Raw genomic sequence first — 16,423 nt, 5'->3', positions numbered from 1 at the left:
TTGCGCGAGGAAATAAGGAAAAGACGTGAAGCCCGCTAGGGCATGCGCTTCTTTGCGCGCGGGTGGGCGCTGTCATACACCTTGGATAAGTGCTGGAAATCCAGGTGGGTGTAGATCTGGGTCGTGGCGATGTCGGCGTGGCCAAGGAGTTCCTGCACGGCCCTCAGGTCACCTGACGATTCGAGCATATGGCTGGCGAAGGTGTGCCGCAGCAGGTGGGGGTGGATGCGCTTCATCGTGCCCTGGCGCAGGCCGATCTGCTTGAAACGCAGCTGCACCGCGCGCGAGCTGATCGGCGCGCCGCCGCGGCCAGGAAAGACTGGCTGTTCAGGCCCTGCGTTGCCGCCACTGGCCAGTGCCTGCAACGCCTGCACGGCAAAGCGCCCCACCGGCACGATGCGCAGCTTGCGGCCCTTGCCCAGCACGCGCACTTCACCGCCGACGAGGTCGAGGTCGCCCCAGCGCAGTCCGGTGAGTTCGGATAGCCGCAAGCCGCTGGAATAGAAAAGTTCCAGCATGGCGCGGTCGCGCACGTTCAGTGGCTCGTCGCCTTCCACGGTCACCAGGCCCGCGGCTTCGTCGGTATCCAGTACCTGGGGCAGCTTGCGGCGAAGCTTCGGGCCACGCACCCCAGCTACCGGATCGTGCGCCAGTAGGCCTTCGGCCGCGAGATAACGGAACAAGCCGCGCCACGATGAAAGCAGTCGCTGCAAGCTGGAGGGCGCCAGGCCCTGGCGATGGGATGTCGCCACCATGCCTCGGACGCGATCGGGCGTGAGCGAATGGAAAGAATCCACGCCATGCGCCTGCATCATCGCCAGCAGCTTGCCCAGGTCCCGACGGTAGGCATCGAGCGTATGTGGCGAAGGCGCCCGTTCAGCGGCCAGGTGCCGCAGGTAGGCCTCGACCTGGGCGCCGGGCTCCATGGCGCGGGTCAGGCGGCCTCGCGCGCCCGGAACAGGCCCGCACTGGCGGTGGCGGCGATCATCTTCAGGAAGAGGGTGCCCATGCCGGGGGCGAAACGGTCAGGGTCCGTGCTGCCGATGGCAAGGATCGCCTCGTCGCCCAGTTTCATCAGCGCGGCGGAGCGGACGTCCTCGGCATCGGCGCCGAACAGGCGGCGCAGGCGGTTCGGCGCCAGGCGGCCGGCGATCGGCTGCTGCTGGCCTAGGAAATCACCGAACTCGGGCAATCCCGCGACGCCGCGCGGTTCGCGAACCAGCCAGGGTTCGTCCGGCAGGTGCTGCTGGCCGCCGTACACCAGCACACGTACGCGTTCGCTGCGGAAATCTTCCTGCAGGCGGGAAACGATGCCGCGCAGGGTGCTTTCGACCGTGGTGGAGCGCAATACCGCAAGGGTGAGCGCGTGCACGCGCTGCATCAACGTTTCGTTTTCGCCGGCGATGCCGATCAGGTCGGCCAGGCGCGCCTCGAGCTCGCGGTTCTTCTCGCGGAGGTTTTGCAGCTGGTATATCGAAAGCGACGCCGCGGCGCCTTGCTCGCGGGGAATTTCCAGCGAAGCGGCGAGGTCAGGGTAGTCGGCGAGGAAACCCGGATGTGCGCGGAGGTATCCGGCGACGTCATCGGCGTTGATTCCAAGGTCGGGCGTCGGCTTGCTCATTTTCGTTGGCTCCACGCAAAGCTTGCAGGCAGAGTGTAGCGGCATCAGGCCGCGATCTCGCCCTCGAAGACGAAAGCCGCGGGGCCGGTCATCCACAAACGGTGCCCGGGGCCTGCCCAATCGATCTGCAACTGCCCACCGGGAAGGTCGACCAAAGCCCTCGCATCCAGGCGCCCGGCGCGCATCAGCACCGCCGCCGCCGCGCAGGCGCCGGTGCCGCAGGCCAGTGTCCAGCCGCTGCCCCGCTCATGCACGCGCAAATCGACGTGCCCGGCATCGAGCTGGTGCACGAAGCCGATATTGCAGCCCTCGGGAAAAGCCGAGTGGTTGGTAAGCAGCGGGGCCAACTCATTCCACCGCAGGTCTTCGATGTCATCCACCTCGACCACCGCGTGCGGATTGCCCATGGACACTACGCGCAGCATGATGGTTTCGTGGCCGGCGGTGAGCTCGTAGCTTTCGGCCGCTTCCGCGGAGAACGGCAGGCTGGCCGGGGAGAATTGCGGCTCGCCCATGTCCACCGACACGCGGCCATCGGGCAATACACGCACGGTGACCGGCCCGGAGGGGCTGAGCAACCGGGTGTCGTGGTCGACGGGGATGGCATCGGCCCGGTGCAGCCACGCCGCCACGCAGCGCACGCCGTTGCCGCACTGGCCGGCGGCGCTGCCATCGGCATTCCAGATGCCGTAATAAAACGCGCACGAGGGATCAGGCGAGGGCTCGATGCTCAGCAACTGGTCGAAGCCCACGCCGGTATGGCGGTCGGCGATCGCGGCCACCTGGGCGGGCCGGGGGTCGAATCCGCCGTCCCGGGCATCGATCACGACGAAGTCGTTGCCGATACCGTGCATCTTGGTAAAGCGCAGGGGCATCAGCCGTTGCCGAAGCTCAGGCCCGCCGGATTGTGGTCCAACCCCGCCGTGGAAGGCGGCGCGGGAGCATCCTTGGCCGGGGCAGGCACTACCTTGCCGGCCGCCGCGGGCTTGGGCGGCGGCATGACGAGGTCCGTCTTGTTGCCGCACGCGGAAAGCAGCGAGGCCGCGGTGAAGGTAGCCAGGGCGAGGTAAGCGCGCATGTCGTCGGCATTCCGCAGGGTATCGGGGATGGCCAGTATAACGTTCACGGTACGCCCCACCGGTCCTGCGTAGATTGGGCTTTCGCAAAAAGAAGGAGACACGCGATGAGCCTGGCCACCCTGTTGCAGTTGCCCGCTTTCGTGATGCTGGCCATCGCGGCGGTCTGCCTGGTGCTGGCCATCGCCATCGCAGCCGGGGGCCGGCGTTACCGCGGCATCGCCGGCCGGCGCTACCGTTCAGGTGCATCGGCCGCACTGCGCGCCCTGGTGGCCCTGGTGCTGCTGGCCCTGGCGCTGGTGGCCGCGGCAGGCGGCTGGATGCTCCGTGGCTACCGCGTGCTGGACAACGACATCACCGTGCTGGGCGTTGCCGCCCATGCCCAGGGACCCAAGCACTGGACGGTGGATCTTTCTTTTCCCGACGGCAAGAGCCGAACGGTGGAATTGAACGGCGATGCCTTCCGGGTGGAGGCGATGGTGGTGAAGTGGAAGACCCCGGCCATGCTCGCCGGTGCGCCACCTTTGTTCCGCCTGGATCGACTGAGCGGCCGATACGACGATGCCAGCGAAGAAGCCTCCACCACCCCGACGGTGGTTCCACTGGCCGAACACGACGGCTGGGATTTCCTGGATCTATCCCACCGCTATCCGCAGTGGCTTCCGCAAGTGGACACCACGTTCGGCAGCGGCGCCTACCTGCCGCTCGCCGACGGCGGCCACTACACGGTAAGCCTGATGCGCACGGGCGCCCTGGTGGCGCGAACCGACGACATGTCGCCGCCGGTGAAGTAGCCAGCCTTCAGATGAAGGCTTTCTCGTAGCGGTAGCCGTCCGCGCCGTCTTCGTAATAAGACGGCAGCTGGGCAATGCGCTGGTAGCCCAGGCGCTCGTACAGGCCGATCGCCACCGTGTTGTCGTTGCGCACTTCCAGGCGCAACGACTTGCACTGCCGTGCCCTGGCCGCGAGCTCGGCGGCTGCGATCAGCGCCGAACCCACGCCCTTGCCCTGGCTCTCAGGCTTCGTCGCGATCGAATACAGCCGGGCAATACGGCTTTGCTTACGGAAGAACACCACTGCCGTCCCCAGGAACCGCCGATGGTTGGCGCTGGCCACCAGCACCTGGGCGGTTTCCGAATCAAGGTGGCGGCGATATTGCGCGCGGCTCAGGCGGTCGTGCGCGAAGCTTGCGTCCTCCAGCGCGACCAGGTCGTCCAGGTCGGAAATTTCCGCGCGCCTGACGCGTACCGCGGCCGTGACCGGGGGTGGCCGCAAGGGGCGGGCCGGTTCCATGGCACGCGAGATGGCTGGGCGGGAAGGGGGCACGGGCGTGTCGTTGGAGACCGGGCAGGACGTAATGACCGCGCACTGTAGTGAACGGACCTTCCCGCAGCAACGAAAATCTCGCCGAAAGATTTATGCAGGCTTCAGTCCTTCGCTTGTGGCCGGGCTCGCATGTCTCCACACTGCCCACCCATGGGTGCGGCACCGCCTGTCGCCCGACAACACCTAGAGGACACATGAGCCGGCTCGTCATCGTCGTGGAAAAAGCTTCCGATTGGGGCTCTTATTACCCTTCCGCCGACGTCATGACCGCCATGGACTATCTGCGCGGGCCTGTCGGCGGCGACGATGAGCGCACTCATGTGGTTAACCTGTGCCGCAGCTACAAATACCTGGGCACGGGCTATTACGTGTCCCTGCTTGCCGAGGCGCGCGGCCACCGGGTGATCCCGTCGGTACGTACCGTCAACGACCTGCGCCAGCGTTCGCTATACGGCCTGTCGATCGACGATCTCAACGAGAAGCTGGCCAACTTCCTTCCCGCGGGAGGGCGCGACACCACCGACTTCGGCGTGCTGGTGTACTTCGGCGAGACGGCCTACGAGAACCTGCAAGATCTTACGAGGCAGATCTTCGAGATGTTCCCCTGCCCGCTGATGCGCATCGAGTTCGAGCGCGATCGCGTGTGGCAGATCGGCGCGATCAAGCCGGTGGGCCTGCATACCCTGGACGACGCCCAGGAAGATGCCTTCGCCCAGGCGCTGGACAACTTCTCGCGGAAAATCTGGCGCAAGCCCCGCGTGCGCAAGCTCTACCGCTACGACATCGCGATGCTGGTGGATCCCAACGAGGCCATGCCGCCATCGAACCGCAAGGCGCTCAAGGGATTCATCGCCGCCGGCAAGGCGCTGGGCGTGGAAGTGGACCCGATCGGCAAGAACGATTATCCCCGCCTTGCCGAATACGACGGCTTGTTCATCCGCGAGACCACCGCCAGCGACAACCACACCTATCGCTTCGCCCATCGCGCCGAGCGCGAGGGCATGGTGGTGATGGACGACCCGACCTCGATCCTGCGCTGCACGAACAAGATCTACCTGAACGACCTGATGGTCTCGCGCAAGCTCGCCGTACCCAGGACCGAGATCATCTACCGCGACGATATGCGCAAGCTCGGCGCGCTGGTGGAAAAACTTAGCCTGCCGATCGTGCTGAAGATCCCCGACGGGTCGTTCTCGCGTGGCGTGGTGAAGGTGGAGAACGCCGAGGCGCTGGAGAAGGCCGCCGGTGAGTTGTTCCAGCACAGCGCGCTGCTGCTGGCGCAGGAATACCTTTACACCGAGTTCGACTGGCGCGTGGGCGTGCTCAACCACGAGCCGCTATACGCCTGCCAATACTTCATGTCGCGCGGCCACTGGCAGATCTACAACCATGGCGCCAAGGGCACGGCCAAATCCGGCGGCTTCCGCACGCTGCCGGTGCGCGAAGCACCGTCGGAAGTGATCAAGCTGGCCCTGAAGGCCACCCAGCCCATCGGCGACGGGCTGTACGGCGTGGACATCAAGGTGGTGGCCGACCGCCCGGTGGTGATCGAGGTCAACGACAACCCGTCGATCGATGCCGGCGTGGAAGATGCCTACCTTGGCGACGACCTCTACAACCGCGTGATGCAGGAATTCCTGCGCCGGATGGAACTCAAGCGCTTGGGCATCCGCGGTTAGCGCCGGAGGGCCGTCGCCAGCAAGCGAAGGGGCAGGGTGGGGCGCAGGGCAAGCAGCACGCTCATCGGCGCGAAAACCAGCCAGAACGCCGGTGTCCAGCCCAGGGCTGAGCTACGCGAAGACAACGGCGTAAAGGCGAGCAGCAGGCAGCCGACGACGAGCCACGCCAGGGCGATGGCGGCGCGGCGGGCGGCAGGTGAAAGCCGGGAAAGATCGGTGTTCATGCGAAGTCCCTCAGGTGGCGGTGCGGCGTGGACCGATCCTCACCTGCCGTCGTCTCACGGACCGCGACGGGTGCGAGCCGTTACACTTCCCGGTTGATGCTTGCCTCCTGGAACCCCTCGATGCCACCGCGCCAGCGCTTCGCCGTCTTCGGTCATCCCATCAACCACAGCCTGTCGCCGCGCATCCACGCCGATTTCGCCGGCCAGTTCGGCATCGACCTCAGCTACGAGGCGATCGACGCGGCTCCCGAAGGCTTCAAGGACGCGGTGCACGCCTTCTTCGACGAAGGCCTTGGCGCCAACGTCACCCTGCCGCACAAGGCCGCGGCGTTCGCCATGGCCGATATCGCCACGGCCACCGCCACGCGCGCCGGTACCGCCAACGTGCTCACGCGACTGGGCGATGGCCGGCTCGAGGCACACAACACCGATGGCGACGGCATGGTCCGCGACATCACCGAACGACACGCCCAGGATCTGCGCGGCCACACCGCCCTGCTGCTGGGCGCCGGTGGCGCCGCCCGCGGCGTGGCATGGCATCTCCTGGACGCTGGTGTCGGCACGTTGACCATCGTCAACCGCAACCCGGTGGCCGCCGACGACCTGGCCGACGCCATCGGCGATCCGGCGCGCGCGCATACGCGGTATTGGGAAGACCTGCACGACATCGGCAGCTTCGACCTGATCGTCAACGCCACCTCCGCCGGTACCCTGGGCGGCGGCCTGGACCTGCCGGTATCGATCGTCGGCTCCCGCGCCCTGTGTTACGACCTGTCCTATGGAAAGTCCGCCGCGGGCTTCGTCGGCTGGGCCCGTGGCGCGGGTGCCCGCTACGCCTTCGACGGCCTGGGGATGCTGATCGAGACGGCCGCCGATGCCTTCGAACGCTGGCACGGCAAGCGGCCCGACACCGACCCGGTGTACCGGGAACTGCGCGCCATCTACGGTTGATCTTCGCCTAACTTCGGTACGCCGCTTCGCCACGGACGCGAAAGGCCAGGCTGATGCGCGGCCCGGCCGGAGCGGCCTGCTTGGGAATGCCGTGGTCGTAGTGCAATTGCGTGGAGTAGCTCATCACCAGCACCGAGCCCGGCACCATGTCCACGCTCAGTACGCGGCGGGGCGGCTTTTTGGCCCGGATCACCATGCGGCGCGTGGCACCCAGTGACAACAGGGCGATGGGCTCGCCTTCGCGGATGAATCCAAGCTTGTCGTTGTGCGGCGCCACGCTGTCTTTTTCGTCCCGGTAATAATTTAATCCCGCACTGTCGTACGGCGCTTCCACCACCGTGCGCACGGCGGCGGCCGCCTCAAGCAGCAGGTGCGGCGTGTCGCGCAAGTCCAACCGGTATTCCGCGCGCAGCCGGGGGACATCCACCTCGCGGTCGTACATCAGGCGCCGGTCGGCCTGCCAGGGCACGCCATCGCGCAGCCGCGCGAACCAGTCGGTGGCTGTTGTCGCTGGAATGACATCCAGCGCGTGCACGATGCGACCTGAGGCGTCGTCAAGCAGCACCTCGGTACCGCCAGCGAAAAGGGAAGGTTGATTCATCGCTCCAGCCTACGCGCTACGTCAAGGGATCGATGCTCCGGCGGCGTGAAGGCACACTCACATCGCATTCGCAGGCGCATGTCAGGCCTTTGAAGAAAAATCCTCCGACGCTCGAGGCCTGCATGATGAAGAGCAAACGCGACTACGGAAGCTACGATCCCGCCAGCGCCAAGGCTGCCGCCAGTCGCGGTACGCCGTCGCAACGCCCCGCCCCCATGGCGGCGCGAGCACCGGCGCCGCGCAAGACCCGGGTCCCCGCCGACCGCAGGCCACGCCAGGCCTGACAGAACGGTCTATTTACACACCCCGCCAACCGACCGCTAAAGTAGGCGCATCCGGTACCGGGGGGTCCAGATGTTCGCAACCGTAGCTTTAGGCCTGGCAGCCGCCTGGGCTCATCCTGTCGTGGACGCCACCACGCAGCAGCTGATGCACCGTGCCGATTTCGAACAGGTGGTGATTTCGCCTGACGGCGCGCACCTGGCCGTTGCCTCGCACACCAACGACGGCACCATGATCACGGTGATGAACCGGCAGACGCTGGCGGCGGAGTTCCAGATCAATCCTGGAAGCCGGGGCGAGGTTTCGTCCCTGGACTGGCTGGGCTCGAGCCACCTGATCGTCGCTGCCAGTCGTGCTGACCGGGCCTACGGCGTGGCGCTGGGCGAGCCCACCTTGTACCTGGTCACGATCGGCCAGGCACACCCGATCCGGCTTCCCGTTTCCTTCGCCGGCATGATCGAAGGCAATGACCACGAGATATTGGTGGAATCGTGCGACGGCTACGACGACGGCGAGTGCAAGCTGAAGATCAGCCGGGTGGACATCAACCATTTCACCGCCACGGGCACGACCGTGGCCGTGGCGCCCGCGGGCAGCTCGGATGTGACGCTGGACCACCAGGGCAAGGTCCGCTTCGCCGTTGCCGTCGACAAGGAAGCCAACGAAAAGCTTTTCGTCCATGGCGATGATGACAAGTGGACCGTGCTCAACGACAGCAAGAGCAGTGGCGCCTACGTGCTCCCGATGGGCATTTCCCGCGACAACACCACGGCGTTCCTGATCACCGAACACAAGGACGGCCCGGACAGTATCGACGCCTACGTGCTGTCTTCCGGCGCACGCAAGGAGCTTCTACGCGACAAGGTCTCCGATCCACTCGGAGTGATCTCTTCCACCGACCAGCTCGAGCCGATTGGCACGTGGTTCGGCCCCGGCGTGCCTACGGCGCGCTTCTGGAATGAAGACGACAACGAAGTGAAATGGCGGAAGATGCTGAACCAGGCCTTCCCCGGCATGCAAACCGAGATCACCAGTGCCAGCGAACGCGGCGACGTGATGGTGGTACGGACCACCGGAGACCGGGACCCCGGCACCTACTACCTACTCGACCGCGGAACAAACAAGGCAAGGATCCTGTTTCATGCCAAGCCGTCGCTGGACCTCGCCAGCCAGCTGCCGGCCACGCCAGTCACGGTGACAGCGCGCGACGGACTGCCGTTGCACGGCTTCATCACCCTGCCACCCAAGGGCGCCGCACCGCCGCCGATGGTGGTGATGGTGCACGGCGGCCCGTTCTTCATCCGCGATTCGTGGGGCTACGACGAAGAAACCCAGGTGCTGGCACAACATGGTTATGCGGTGCTGCGCGTGAACTTCCGTGGCTCGTCGGGTTTCGGCAAGCCCTTCATGCAACGAGGCTATGGCCAGTGGGGCACGGGGATGCAGGACGACGTCACCGACGCTACCCGCTGGGCCATCAACCAGGGCCTGGTCGACGGTCACCGCGTGTGCATTTATGGCGGCAGCTATGGTGGGTATGCCGCCCTGATGGGCGCCATTCGCGAGCCCGGGCTCTACCGCTGTGCCGCGGGACTTGCGGGGGTGTACGACTTGAACCGCCTGTATTCCTGGGGCGATATCTACCGAAGCGACTACGGCTTGAAGTACCTGCAGACCGTGCTGGGTACCGACAAGGCACAGCTGTCGCAAAGGTCGCCCAGTGACCACGCGGCGGATATCACCATCCCTGTCTTCCTGGCCCATGGCGACCTCGACGGCCGCGTGCCGATCAAGCATGCGCGCGAGTTGCGCAAGGCCATGACGAAGGCCGGCCACGAACCGCTGTACACCGAATACGAATATGAAGGCCATGGCCTGGCTCTCGAGGCCGATAGAGTCGACTTCTACGGCAAGTTGCTGATGTTCCTGGATGCCAACACGGCGCCCGGCGGCGGCAGCTCGGTGGCGGGCGCTTCGCCCTGATGGGCGCTACGATGCGGCGCCCTCAACCGGCCAGGTAGTCGTCCTTGAGCTTCACGTAGTTGGCCGCGGAGTACACCAGCATCTCCACCTGCTTCTCGGTGAGCAGCCGCACGAAGCGTGCGGGGTTGCCCACCCACAGTTCGCCCTTGCCCACCGCCTTGCCCGGCGAAAGCACCGCGCCGGCGGCCAGGAACCCGTAGTCGCCGACGGATGCCCCGTCCAGCACCGTGGCGTGCATGCCGACCAGGGCGAAATTGCCGATGGTGCAGGCGTGGATCACGGCGGCGTGGCCGATGGTGACGTCGTGTCCGATGATGGTGGGGAAGCCGCCCGGCGTGTAGGGGCCATCGTGGGTGACATGGACGATGGCGCCGTCCTGGATATTGCTGCGGGCGCCGACCCGGATGTGATGGACATCGCCCCGCAGCACGGCGCCGGGCCATACCGAGGCGTCGTCGCCCAGTTCGACGTCGCCGATCACGGTGGCGGCAGGATCCACGTAGACGCGTTCGCCCAGGCGCGGAAGGATGCCGCGGTAGCTGCGGAGATGATTCATCGGGGCATTCTACCGCCGCCGCGGCGCTTGATTTCGCAGCCTGCGGTCGCCACGCTGACCATCCGGGCGCGCGGTGCGCCCCACGGACCGGAAACCCAAGGCATGACCACGGAAAACCCCCTGCTCAGCGACGAGACACTGCCGCCCTTCCCGGCCATCCGGCCCGAGCACGTGGAACCGGCCATCGATGCCCTGCTGGCCGAGTACCGCCAGGCCATCGATGCGCTGGTGCTGGCCGGTGGCGGCAGCTTCCAGGACGTGATGCTGCCGCAGGAGCGCCTGGAGCAGCGCCTTGGCCGGGCATGGTCGCCGGTAAGCCACCTGCATTCGGTGGCCGACACCGAAGCCCTGCGCGAAGCCCATGGCCGCGCGGAAGAAAAACTCACCGACCACGCCATTGAGCTGGGCCAGAACCGCGAGCTCTTCGCCGCGGTACAGGGGGTGGCGGCGCGCGGCGATTTTGCCGGCCTGCCGCGTCCGCAGCGTGCCGCCGTGGAGCACGCGCTGCACGATTTCCACCTGTCAGGCGTTGCCCTGGAGGAACCGGCCCGTTCACGCTTCCGCGAGATCGGCGTGGAGCTGTCGAAGATCACCACCGAGTTCTCCAATGCAGTGCTCGATGCGTCGGAGGCGTGGCAGAAGCACGTCAACGACGAGCGCGACCTCGCCGGCATCCCGCCGTCGGGCGTGGCAGTGCTCCGCCAATACGCCCAGGAGGCCAAGCTCGACGGCTATCTGGTCACCCTCAAGCAGCCCAGCGTGCAGGCGGTGATGACCTACGCCGACAAGCGCGAGCTTCGCGAACAGGTGTACTGGGCCTACCAGACGCGGGCATCGGACCAGGGCCCGAACGCGGGCAAGTTCGACAATACCCAGCGCATCGAACGGATCATGCAGCTGCGTCACGAGGCCGCGCAGCTGCTTGGCTTCGCCAACGCCGCGGAGGAATCGCTGGCCACCAAAATGGCGACCTCGCCGCAGGTGGTGCTCGATTTCCTGCGCGACCTTGCTGCCCGCGCCAAACCCGTGGCCCAGAAGGAGCTGGTGCAGCTACGCGAATTCGCCACGCAAAGCCTGCGCCTGGACGGCCTGGAACCCTGGGACGTGGCTTACGCCGCGGAGAAACTTCGCCAGCAGCGCTACGCACTGGATGAAGAGCAGTTGAAGCCTTACTTCGCCTTGCCCGCGGTGATCGCCGGCCTGTTCCGCCTGGCCGGCGAGCTGTACGGCATCGCGCTGGCCCCGAACGACGACGCGCCCAAGTGGCACGACGACGTCCGCTATTTCGACGTGCTCGACACTAACGGCACGGTGTTCGCCGGCGTCTATCTCGACCTCTATGCCCGCTCGGGCAAGCGCGGTGGCGCGTGGATGGATGTCTGCCGGGCACGCTTCCGGGACGGCGATGAGCTGTCCCTGCCGGTAGCCTTTCTCACCTGTAATTTCCCGCCGCCCACCGGCGACATGCCGGCCTTGCTCACCCACGACGACGTCCTCACCCTGTTCCACGAATTCGGCCATGGCCTGCATCACCTCCTGACGGAGATCGACATCCCGTCGATCGGCGGCATCGAAGGCGTGGAATGGGACGCGGTGGAACTGCCCAGCCAGTTCATGGAGAACTTCGGCTGGAACCGCGAAGCGCTGAACCTGTTTGCCCGCCATTACCAGACGAACGAACCGCTGCCGGACGAACTCTACGAGCGCATGCTGGCCGCCCGGCACTTCCATGCCGGCCTGTTCCTGGTGCGCCAGCTCGAGTTCGCCCTGTTCGACTTCCTGCTGCACCTGGACTACGACCCCGGCCACGGCGCGCAGCCGATGAACGTGCTGGAAAAAGTGCGCCACGAGGTGGCGGTACTGCATCCGCCGGCCTGGCAGCGTTTCCCGCACGCGTTCACGCATATCTTCGCGGGAGGGTATGCGGCCGGGTACTACAGCTACCTCTGGGCCGAGGTGCTCTCGGCCGACGCCTTCGGCAAATTCGAGGAAGCCGGCGTGGTCGACCGCGCCAGCGGCGATGCCTTCCGGCGCGAGGTGCTGGCCGTGGGCGCGTCCCGCCCGGCCCTGGAATCGTTCGTGGCATTCCGTGGGCGAGAGCCCAGGCCCGATGCCTTGCTGGCCAGTTACGGGCTAGCCTGAAAACCCTCCCCGGCGGGACTCAACCCACACGTTTAGGGGGTCAGAGTCATGACTCTGACCCCACACCTGATGTGACGTTCGTCGGTGAAAGCGTTTCGCTGCCGATTTTGCACCGCCCCTTCATCTGACACGGCGTAGTTTTGGCGCCGATACCGCGGCACGGCCGCGGGTCAAGGGAGGGGTGTCATGGCAAGAAACCTGTCACGCGCGGCTACGCTGCTGACGCTGGCCTTCATCGTGCCCATGGTGCACGCGGCAACCCCGACTCAAGGTTCCATCATCCGCGGCTTTGCGGTGGGCCTGCTCGCCTTCGTCCTGCTCGCGCCTACGGCGCTCGGGGTGGCCATTGGCCTGCTGGGCAACCCGCGTGAGCGTTGGCTGCGCGGCGCGTTCCGGGGCGGTGCCACGGGCCTGGGTTCGATGGTGGTGCTGTTGGTGGTGCTTGGAGCGCTGATCCGCGTCACCTGACCCTGCCGTGTTGCCATACACCGCCGCTACAATGCGGCCATGAAAATCGCCTCCTGGAACGTCAATTCGCTCAAGGTCCGCCTGCCCCACCTGCAGCAGTGGTTGGGCGAAAGCCAGCCCGACATCGTTGCGCTGCAGGAAACCAAGCTCGAAGACAGCAAGTTCCCGACGGACGAGATTGCCGCCTTGGGCTATCGCAGCGTGTGCTCGGGCCAGAAAACCTACAACGGCGTAGCGATCCTGGCTCGCGGCGAGATCACGGACGTGGTAACCGACATGGTCGGCCACGACGATCCACAGCGGCGCATCCTGGCCGCCACCGTCGACGGCATCCGGGTGGTCAACCTTTACGTGGTGAACGGCAAGGCCGTCGGCGACGAAAAATACAGCTACAAACTGGATTGGCTGGCCCGGATGCGCGATTTCCTGGCGGCCGAACTGGCGCGTCATCCGAAGATGGTGGTGCTGGGCGACTTCAACATCGCACCCGACGCCCGGGACCTCTACGACCCGGTGGCTTGGGGCGAGGACATCCTCGCCTCGCCGCCCGAGCGTGCCGCACTGAAGGCCATCACGGACCTCGGATTAACCGACAGTTTCCGGATTTTCGAAGAAGATGCGGGACATTTCAGCTGGTGGGACTACCGCCAGGCTGCGTTCCGGCGCAACATGGGCCTGCGTATCGACTTGATCTTGATCAGCGATGCTCTCAAATCACTGGCATCGGCCGCTGCCATCGAACGTACCCCGCGAACGTGGGAGCGCCCGTCCGACCACACCCCGGTGGTCCTGGAGTTGAACGTCTAGATGAATACCTCAACCGATTGGCCCAGTTCGCTGGACGATGCCGAACTCGAGGAGCTTGATCGCTACCTGCGCGCCCACTGCGGCGACGGCGATCTCCTGCTCGATGGCGTCCACGGCATGTTGTCGGCCATCGCCGTCGGCCCGGTCCCGGTCACGCCCACCGAGTGGCTGCCCGAAGTGCTGCACGACGCCTTCGACGACGAAGACGAGGGCAATCGCGTGCTGGCGCTGCTGGCCAAGCTCAACGACTCGATCCTGGCCGAGCTCGAGGTCGACGCCTACGAGCCGATCCTGGGCGAGATCGACCTGGATGCAGGCCCGGTGCTGTCGGCCGCGGGCTGGTGCGAGGGTTTCAGCCGCGGCATCGACATACGCGCGAGCCTCTGGGAAACCCGCCTGGCCGGTGATCCGCAGCTGATGGAACTGCTCGGCCCCGTGATGGCCCTGGCGGTGGACGAGGGCATCCTCACCGCCGATGCGGAGTTCGAGAAACTCACCGACGACGAATACGACGAATGCCTGTCGCAGGTGCCGATGGTGCTCGCCGCGGTCAACCAGTACTGGCGGCAGAAAACACCGACCGAAGAAGAACTGGCCGCAGCGCCCGGTCCGGAAGACGACGACCCGGCCCCGCCCCGCCAGCGCAGCGGCGAGTGGGTGCACTAGCCTCTACGGTTTGACGGTGCTCGTCCCCGCCACCCGCTCGGCCACCGGTGCCAGCGTGGTGCCGGCCGCCTGCCCAGGTGAATCCAGGTAGTAGTACGCCGTCGCCGCGATGTCGTCCTGCCGGTAGTAATTGAGCCAGCCATCGGGTGCATTCGCGGCCGCCGGATCGATCTTGCCGCCCTCGAGCAGCTTGATGAAATGCTCCCGGCCGCCCGGGTCCAGCGTCACCGGCTGCAACGGCACGCCGGCCTTCTTCAGCGCCATCACCTGCTTGCGCGGTCCGCCGCCGATCTGCTGCAGGCGCACTTCGCACTCACGCTCGAACATGATCGGATCGGGCACGTGCAAGCGATAGAACAGCCAGTGGTTGGTCTTCTTGTCGGCAATCGGCGCGCCCTGGTATCGCTGGACGTACGGGCCCAGACCCCAGCCGCTGCCGAGGTAGTCCTCGCTGCCGGTACCAGCAAGCGTGGGATGGTCGGTATCGCCGTCCAGGAACACCTTCACCTCGCCCTCGCCCCACCAGGTGTCCTGGTAAGCCGGGTTGCCCAGCACCGCCACCGACGTGCCCAGGAAGCGCCCGCGGCCGGTCACGCGCGGCATCAGGCGCATGTCCTGGCCGAGCTTGGTCGGGTTCTCGCGGCGCCAGCTGGCATGGAAGTACAAGGCATCGTCGGGCACGGTTTCACGGGTGAAGTCGATGTCGTAGAACACCATGTTCAACGGCACGCCACCCTCGTTGCGCAGCACCACGCGTGCGCCGCGGCGGAACGGCATGGGTACGGTGGCAATGAACGAGCGGCCCTCGGGACTGGCGAACAGCGCATTTTCGAACCGGTGCGGCGCTTCCAGCGCAACGCCGAAGAAATCACCCAGCGGCACGTCCACCGCCGGCGTGTCGGCGCCATCCCAGAACATCTGCAACCGCAAGGCACGCAGCATCCGCGGCGAGCGGTCATCCACCGTCATCCAGACCCGACGGATAACGCCTTCACCGTCGATGCGGCCCAGCTCCAGCACGCCGCCGGCAGCGATGGAATCGAAGGCGTGGCCCTTGGCGCCGTGGTTCTCCAGCGCACCGCGGCCTGGCTCCCCGTTGCGATTCTCCGGGCTGAGCCAGCCGGTCTTCTGCGGCTTGTACTGGTACAGCGACTGGGCCGATGCGGACCCGGCCAGGGCCAGGGCGGCGCAGGCAAGCAGGCAGCGAAGCAGCATCATTGTCTATCCCAGTAGTCACATGGACGGCCACGACCAACAGGCCGATCATCGGCGCAACCACTGATCAATGGAACCCCAAGCCCTTCGCCCATCGCGAATGGACGATCCGATGCACGCCTGCTCCCATCCCTACGCCCACGCACCTGCCGGCCGGCAACGCCACGCGCCGAGCCATTGCCTGGAGCGCCACTGCCATGACACCGCCTTTGCCACGGTGCTCCTGAGCGGTTCCTACCTGGAAGCCGGCGATGAGGGCCGGTACACCGTGCAGGCCGGCGATGTGCTGGTGCACCGCGCGTTCGAATCACACCTGGACTGCTTTTCCGCGCGCGGCGCGGACGTACTCATCATCCCCATGCCCGCCACGGCCCGGTTCCCCGTTTACGGCCGCGTGAGCGACCCCGACGCCCTCTTGCGCATTGCCGAACGTTCGCCCGCCGAGGCGTGGCCGGCATTCGCCGAGGCGTTCGTGGCCGATACATCGGGCCATGACGACTGGCCGGACCTGCTCGCCCGGAACCTCCGTGAGCAGCCGGATATCAGCTTGGCCCAGTGGGCCGAGGACATGGGCCTGCGCGTCGAATCGGTCAGCCGCGGCTTCCGCAAGGCCTACGGCAGTTCACCGAAAGCCTACCGCGCCCAGGTAAGAGCTCGGGCAGCATGGGAAGCCATCCGTGGATCGTCGCTGGCGTTGGGTCGGCTGGCGACGGAACTTGGCTTTTCCGACCAGGCGCACATGAGCCGCGCGGTAAGCGGCCTCACCGGACACATGCCACGCGCCTGGCGCATGGCTGCGGTGGCCTGAACGGCAAAGCGGCCCAGG

The 16,423-nt window shown here is 66.2% G+C and carries 19 protein-coding genes; 10 read left to right on the top strand and 9 right to left on the bottom strand.

The genetic code is table 11. The features are described 5' to 3' along the window. Positions 1-35: 35 nt before the first annotated feature. From NDK18_RS14955 to lptM, 4 genes are read right to left on the bottom strand one after another with little or no spacing between them, the layout of a single operon-like run. Positions 36-926, bottom strand: a complete 891-nt coding sequence (locus NDK18_RS14955) for a tyrosine recombinase XerC (RefSeq protein WP_250626213.1) — start codon at positions 924-926, stop codon at positions 36-38. A gap of 8 nt (positions 927-934) precedes the next feature. After that, positions 935-1,621 (bottom strand): DUF484 family protein, encoded by a 687-nt coding sequence (locus NDK18_RS14950; protein ID WP_250626212.1) that lies wholly within the window; start codon positions 1,619-1,621, stop codon positions 935-937. A 44-nt stretch (positions 1,622-1,665) separates the two neighbouring features. Beyond that, complete coding sequence (dapF, locus tag NDK18_RS14945; protein ID WP_250628220.1) at positions 1,666-2,496, bottom strand: diaminopimelate epimerase; 831 nt, start codon at positions 2,494-2,496, stop codon at positions 1,666-1,668. After that, positions 2,496-2,747: an LPS translocon maturation chaperone LptM gene (gene lptM / locus NDK18_RS14940; RefSeq protein WP_250626210.1), complete on the bottom strand. Its 252-nt coding sequence runs from the start codon at positions 2,745-2,747 to the stop codon at positions 2,496-2,498. Before lptM ends, dapF begins: the two co-directional genes overlap by 1 nt. A 57-nt stretch (positions 2,748-2,804) precedes the next feature. On the opposite strand from lptM, the gene NDK18_RS14935 reads away from it, so the two are divergent. Beyond that, the gene (locus NDK18_RS14935) at positions 2,805-3,491 is read left to right on the top strand and encodes a hypothetical protein (protein WP_250626209.1); all 687 of its coding nucleotides are present in this window, start codon (positions 2,805-2,807) and stop codon (positions 3,489-3,491) included. 7 nt (positions 3,492-3,498) lie between these two features. Here the strand turns inward: NDK18_RS14935 and NDK18_RS14930 are convergent, their stop codons facing one another. Then, the gene (locus tag NDK18_RS14930) at positions 3,499-3,990 is read right to left on the bottom strand and encodes a GNAT family N-acetyltransferase (protein ID WP_250626683.1); all 492 of its coding nucleotides are present in this window, start codon (positions 3,988-3,990) and stop codon (positions 3,499-3,501) included. 227 nt (positions 3,991-4,217) lie between these two features. On the opposite strand from NDK18_RS14930, the gene NDK18_RS14925 reads away from it, so the two are divergent. Next, a complete protein-coding gene (locus tag NDK18_RS14925; protein WP_250626208.1) occupies positions 4,218-5,702 on the top strand; it encodes a RimK family protein in 1,485 nt (494 codons plus the stop codon). On the opposite strand, the gene NDK18_RS14920 is transcribed toward NDK18_RS14925, so the two are convergent. After that, complete coding sequence (locus NDK18_RS14920) at positions 5,699-5,926, bottom strand: hypothetical protein (protein WP_250628219.1); 228 nt, start codon at positions 5,924-5,926, stop codon at positions 5,699-5,701. The genes NDK18_RS14925 and NDK18_RS14920 overlap by 4 nt on opposite strands. Before the next feature lie 120 nt (positions 5,927-6,046). Here NDK18_RS14920 and aroE point away from each other — a divergent pair, with 120 nt between their 5' ends. After that, positions 6,047-6,877: a shikimate dehydrogenase gene (gene aroE, locus NDK18_RS14915; RefSeq protein ID WP_250626206.1), complete on the top strand. Its 831-nt coding sequence runs from the start codon at positions 6,047-6,049 to the stop codon at positions 6,875-6,877. Positions 6,878-6,884: 7 nt separating this feature from the next. On the opposite strand, the gene NDK18_RS14910 is transcribed toward aroE, so the two are convergent. After that, positions 6,885-7,478 (bottom strand): alpha-ketoglutarate-dependent dioxygenase AlkB, encoded by a 594-nt coding sequence (locus tag NDK18_RS14910; RefSeq protein WP_250626205.1) that lies wholly within the window; start codon positions 7,476-7,478, stop codon positions 6,885-6,887. Between the two features lie 122 nt (positions 7,479-7,600). On the opposite strand from NDK18_RS14910, the gene NDK18_RS14905 reads away from it, so the two are divergent. Both NDK18_RS14905 and NDK18_RS14900 read left to right on the top strand, forming a co-directional pair. Next, positions 7,601-7,762 (top strand): hypothetical protein, encoded by a 162-nt coding sequence (locus NDK18_RS14905; RefSeq protein ID WP_250626204.1) that lies wholly within the window; start codon positions 7,601-7,603, stop codon positions 7,760-7,762. A gap of 70 nt (positions 7,763-7,832) precedes the next feature. Next, positions 7,833-9,743 (top strand): alpha/beta hydrolase family protein, encoded by a 1,911-nt coding sequence (locus tag NDK18_RS14900; protein ID WP_250626203.1) that lies wholly within the window; start codon positions 7,833-7,835, stop codon positions 9,741-9,743. A gap of 22 nt (positions 9,744-9,765) precedes the next feature. Here NDK18_RS14900 and NDK18_RS14895 read toward each other — a convergent pair whose 3' ends face one another. Next, the gene (locus tag NDK18_RS14895; RefSeq protein ID WP_250628218.1) at positions 9,766-10,299 is read right to left on the bottom strand and encodes a gamma carbonic anhydrase family protein; all 534 of its coding nucleotides are present in this window, start codon (positions 10,297-10,299) and stop codon (positions 9,766-9,768) included. Positions 10,300-10,401: 102 nt separating this feature from the next. Between NDK18_RS14895 and NDK18_RS14890 the strand changes: the two genes are divergently transcribed. The 4 genes from NDK18_RS14890 to NDK18_RS14875 all read left to right on the top strand — a co-directional run bounded on the left by NDK18_RS14890 (position 10,402) and on the right by NDK18_RS14875 (position 14,382). After that, positions 10,402-12,441, top strand: coding sequence for a M3 family metallopeptidase (locus tag NDK18_RS14890; RefSeq protein WP_250628217.1), 2,040 nt, complete (start codon positions 10,402-10,404; stop codon positions 12,439-12,441). Positions 12,442-12,627: 186 nt separating this feature from the next. Then, positions 12,628-12,909 (top strand): hypothetical protein, encoded by a 282-nt coding sequence (locus NDK18_RS14885; RefSeq protein WP_250628216.1) that lies wholly within the window; start codon positions 12,628-12,630, stop codon positions 12,907-12,909. 39 nt (positions 12,910-12,948) lie between these two features. Then, a complete protein-coding gene (gene xth / locus NDK18_RS14880) occupies positions 12,949-13,716 on the top strand; it encodes an exodeoxyribonuclease III (RefSeq protein ID WP_250628215.1) in 768 nt (255 codons plus the stop codon). Continuing rightward, entirely contained in the window at positions 13,717-14,382 is a 666-nt protein-coding gene (locus NDK18_RS14875; RefSeq protein ID WP_250626198.1) for a YecA/YgfB family protein, read from the top strand. Between the two features lie 3 nt (positions 14,383-14,385). Here the strand turns inward: NDK18_RS14875 and NDK18_RS14870 are convergent, their stop codons facing one another. Then, a complete protein-coding gene (locus NDK18_RS14870; RefSeq protein WP_250628214.1) occupies positions 14,386-15,600 on the bottom strand; it encodes a glycoside hydrolase family 172 protein in 1,215 nt (404 codons plus the stop codon). A 109-nt stretch (positions 15,601-15,709) separates the two neighbouring features. Here NDK18_RS14870 and NDK18_RS14865 point away from each other — a divergent pair, with 109 nt between their 5' ends. After that, positions 15,710-16,405, top strand: coding sequence for a helix-turn-helix domain-containing protein (locus NDK18_RS14865; protein ID WP_250628213.1), 696 nt, complete (start codon positions 15,710-15,712; stop codon positions 16,403-16,405). Positions 16,406-16,423 lie beyond the last annotated feature (18 nt).

The organism is Pinirhizobacter soli (assembly GCF_015905305.1).
Classification (GTDB): Bacteria; Pseudomonadota; Gammaproteobacteria; order Xanthomonadales; family Rhodanobacteraceae; genus Pinirhizobacter; species Pinirhizobacter soli.
Note: the sequence above shows the minus strand (reverse complement) of the source record. Positions and strands in the feature narration are given on the sequence as shown.

Bases quoted from the DNA above. Each gene is read 5' to 3' on its own strand.
- NDK18_RS14955 (WP_250626213.1), bottom strand. From the start codon at position 926: ATGGAGCCCGGCGCCCAGGTCGAGGCCTACCTGCGGCACCTGGCCGCT.
- NDK18_RS14950 (WP_250626212.1), bottom strand. From the start codon at position 1,621: ATGAGCAAGCCGACGCCCGACCTTGGAATCAACGCCGATGACGTCGCC.
- dapF (WP_250628220.1), bottom strand. From the start codon at position 2,496: ATGCCCCTGCGCTTTACCAAGATGCACGGTATCGGCAACGACTTCGTC.
- NDK18_RS14935 (WP_250626209.1), top strand. From the start codon at position 2,805: ATGAGCCTGGCCACCCTGTTGCAGTTGCCCGCTTTCGTGATGCTGGCC.
- NDK18_RS14930 (WP_250626683.1), bottom strand. From the start codon at position 3,990: ATGGAACCGGCCCGCCCCTTGCGGCCACCCCCGGTCACGGCCGCGGTA.
- NDK18_RS14925 (WP_250626208.1), top strand. From the start codon at position 4,218: ATGAGCCGGCTCGTCATCGTCGTGGAAAAAGCTTCCGATTGGGGCTCT.
- NDK18_RS14920 (WP_250628219.1), bottom strand. From the start codon at position 5,926: ATGAACACCGATCTTTCCCGGCTTTCACCTGCCGCCCGCCGCGCCGCC.
- aroE (WP_250626206.1), top strand. From the start codon at position 6,047: ATGCCACCGCGCCAGCGCTTCGCCGTCTTCGGTCATCCCATCAACCAC.
- NDK18_RS14910 (WP_250626205.1), bottom strand. From the start codon at position 7,478: ATGAATCAACCTTCCCTTTTCGCTGGCGGTACCGAGGTGCTGCTTGAC.
- NDK18_RS14905 (WP_250626204.1), top strand. From the start codon at position 7,601: ATGATGAAGAGCAAACGCGACTACGGAAGCTACGATCCCGCCAGCGCC.
- NDK18_RS14900 (WP_250626203.1), top strand. From the start codon at position 7,833: ATGTTCGCAACCGTAGCTTTAGGCCTGGCAGCCGCCTGGGCTCATCCT.
- NDK18_RS14895 (WP_250628218.1), bottom strand. From the start codon at position 10,299: ATGAATCATCTCCGCAGCTACCGCGGCATCCTTCCGCGCCTGGGCGAA.
- NDK18_RS14890 (WP_250628217.1), top strand. From the start codon at position 10,402: ATGACCACGGAAAACCCCCTGCTCAGCGACGAGACACTGCCGCCCTTC.
- NDK18_RS14885 (WP_250628216.1), top strand. From the start codon at position 12,628: ATGGCAAGAAACCTGTCACGCGCGGCTACGCTGCTGACGCTGGCCTTC.
- xth (WP_250628215.1), top strand. From the start codon at position 12,949: ATGAAAATCGCCTCCTGGAACGTCAATTCGCTCAAGGTCCGCCTGCCC.
- NDK18_RS14875 (WP_250626198.1), top strand. From the start codon at position 13,717: ATGAATACCTCAACCGATTGGCCCAGTTCGCTGGACGATGCCGAACTC.
- NDK18_RS14870 (WP_250628214.1), bottom strand. From the start codon at position 15,600: ATGATGCTGCTTCGCTGCCTGCTTGCCTGCGCCGCCCTGGCCCTGGCC.
- NDK18_RS14865 (WP_250628213.1), top strand. From the start codon at position 15,710: ATGCACGCCTGCTCCCATCCCTACGCCCACGCACCTGCCGGCCGGCAA.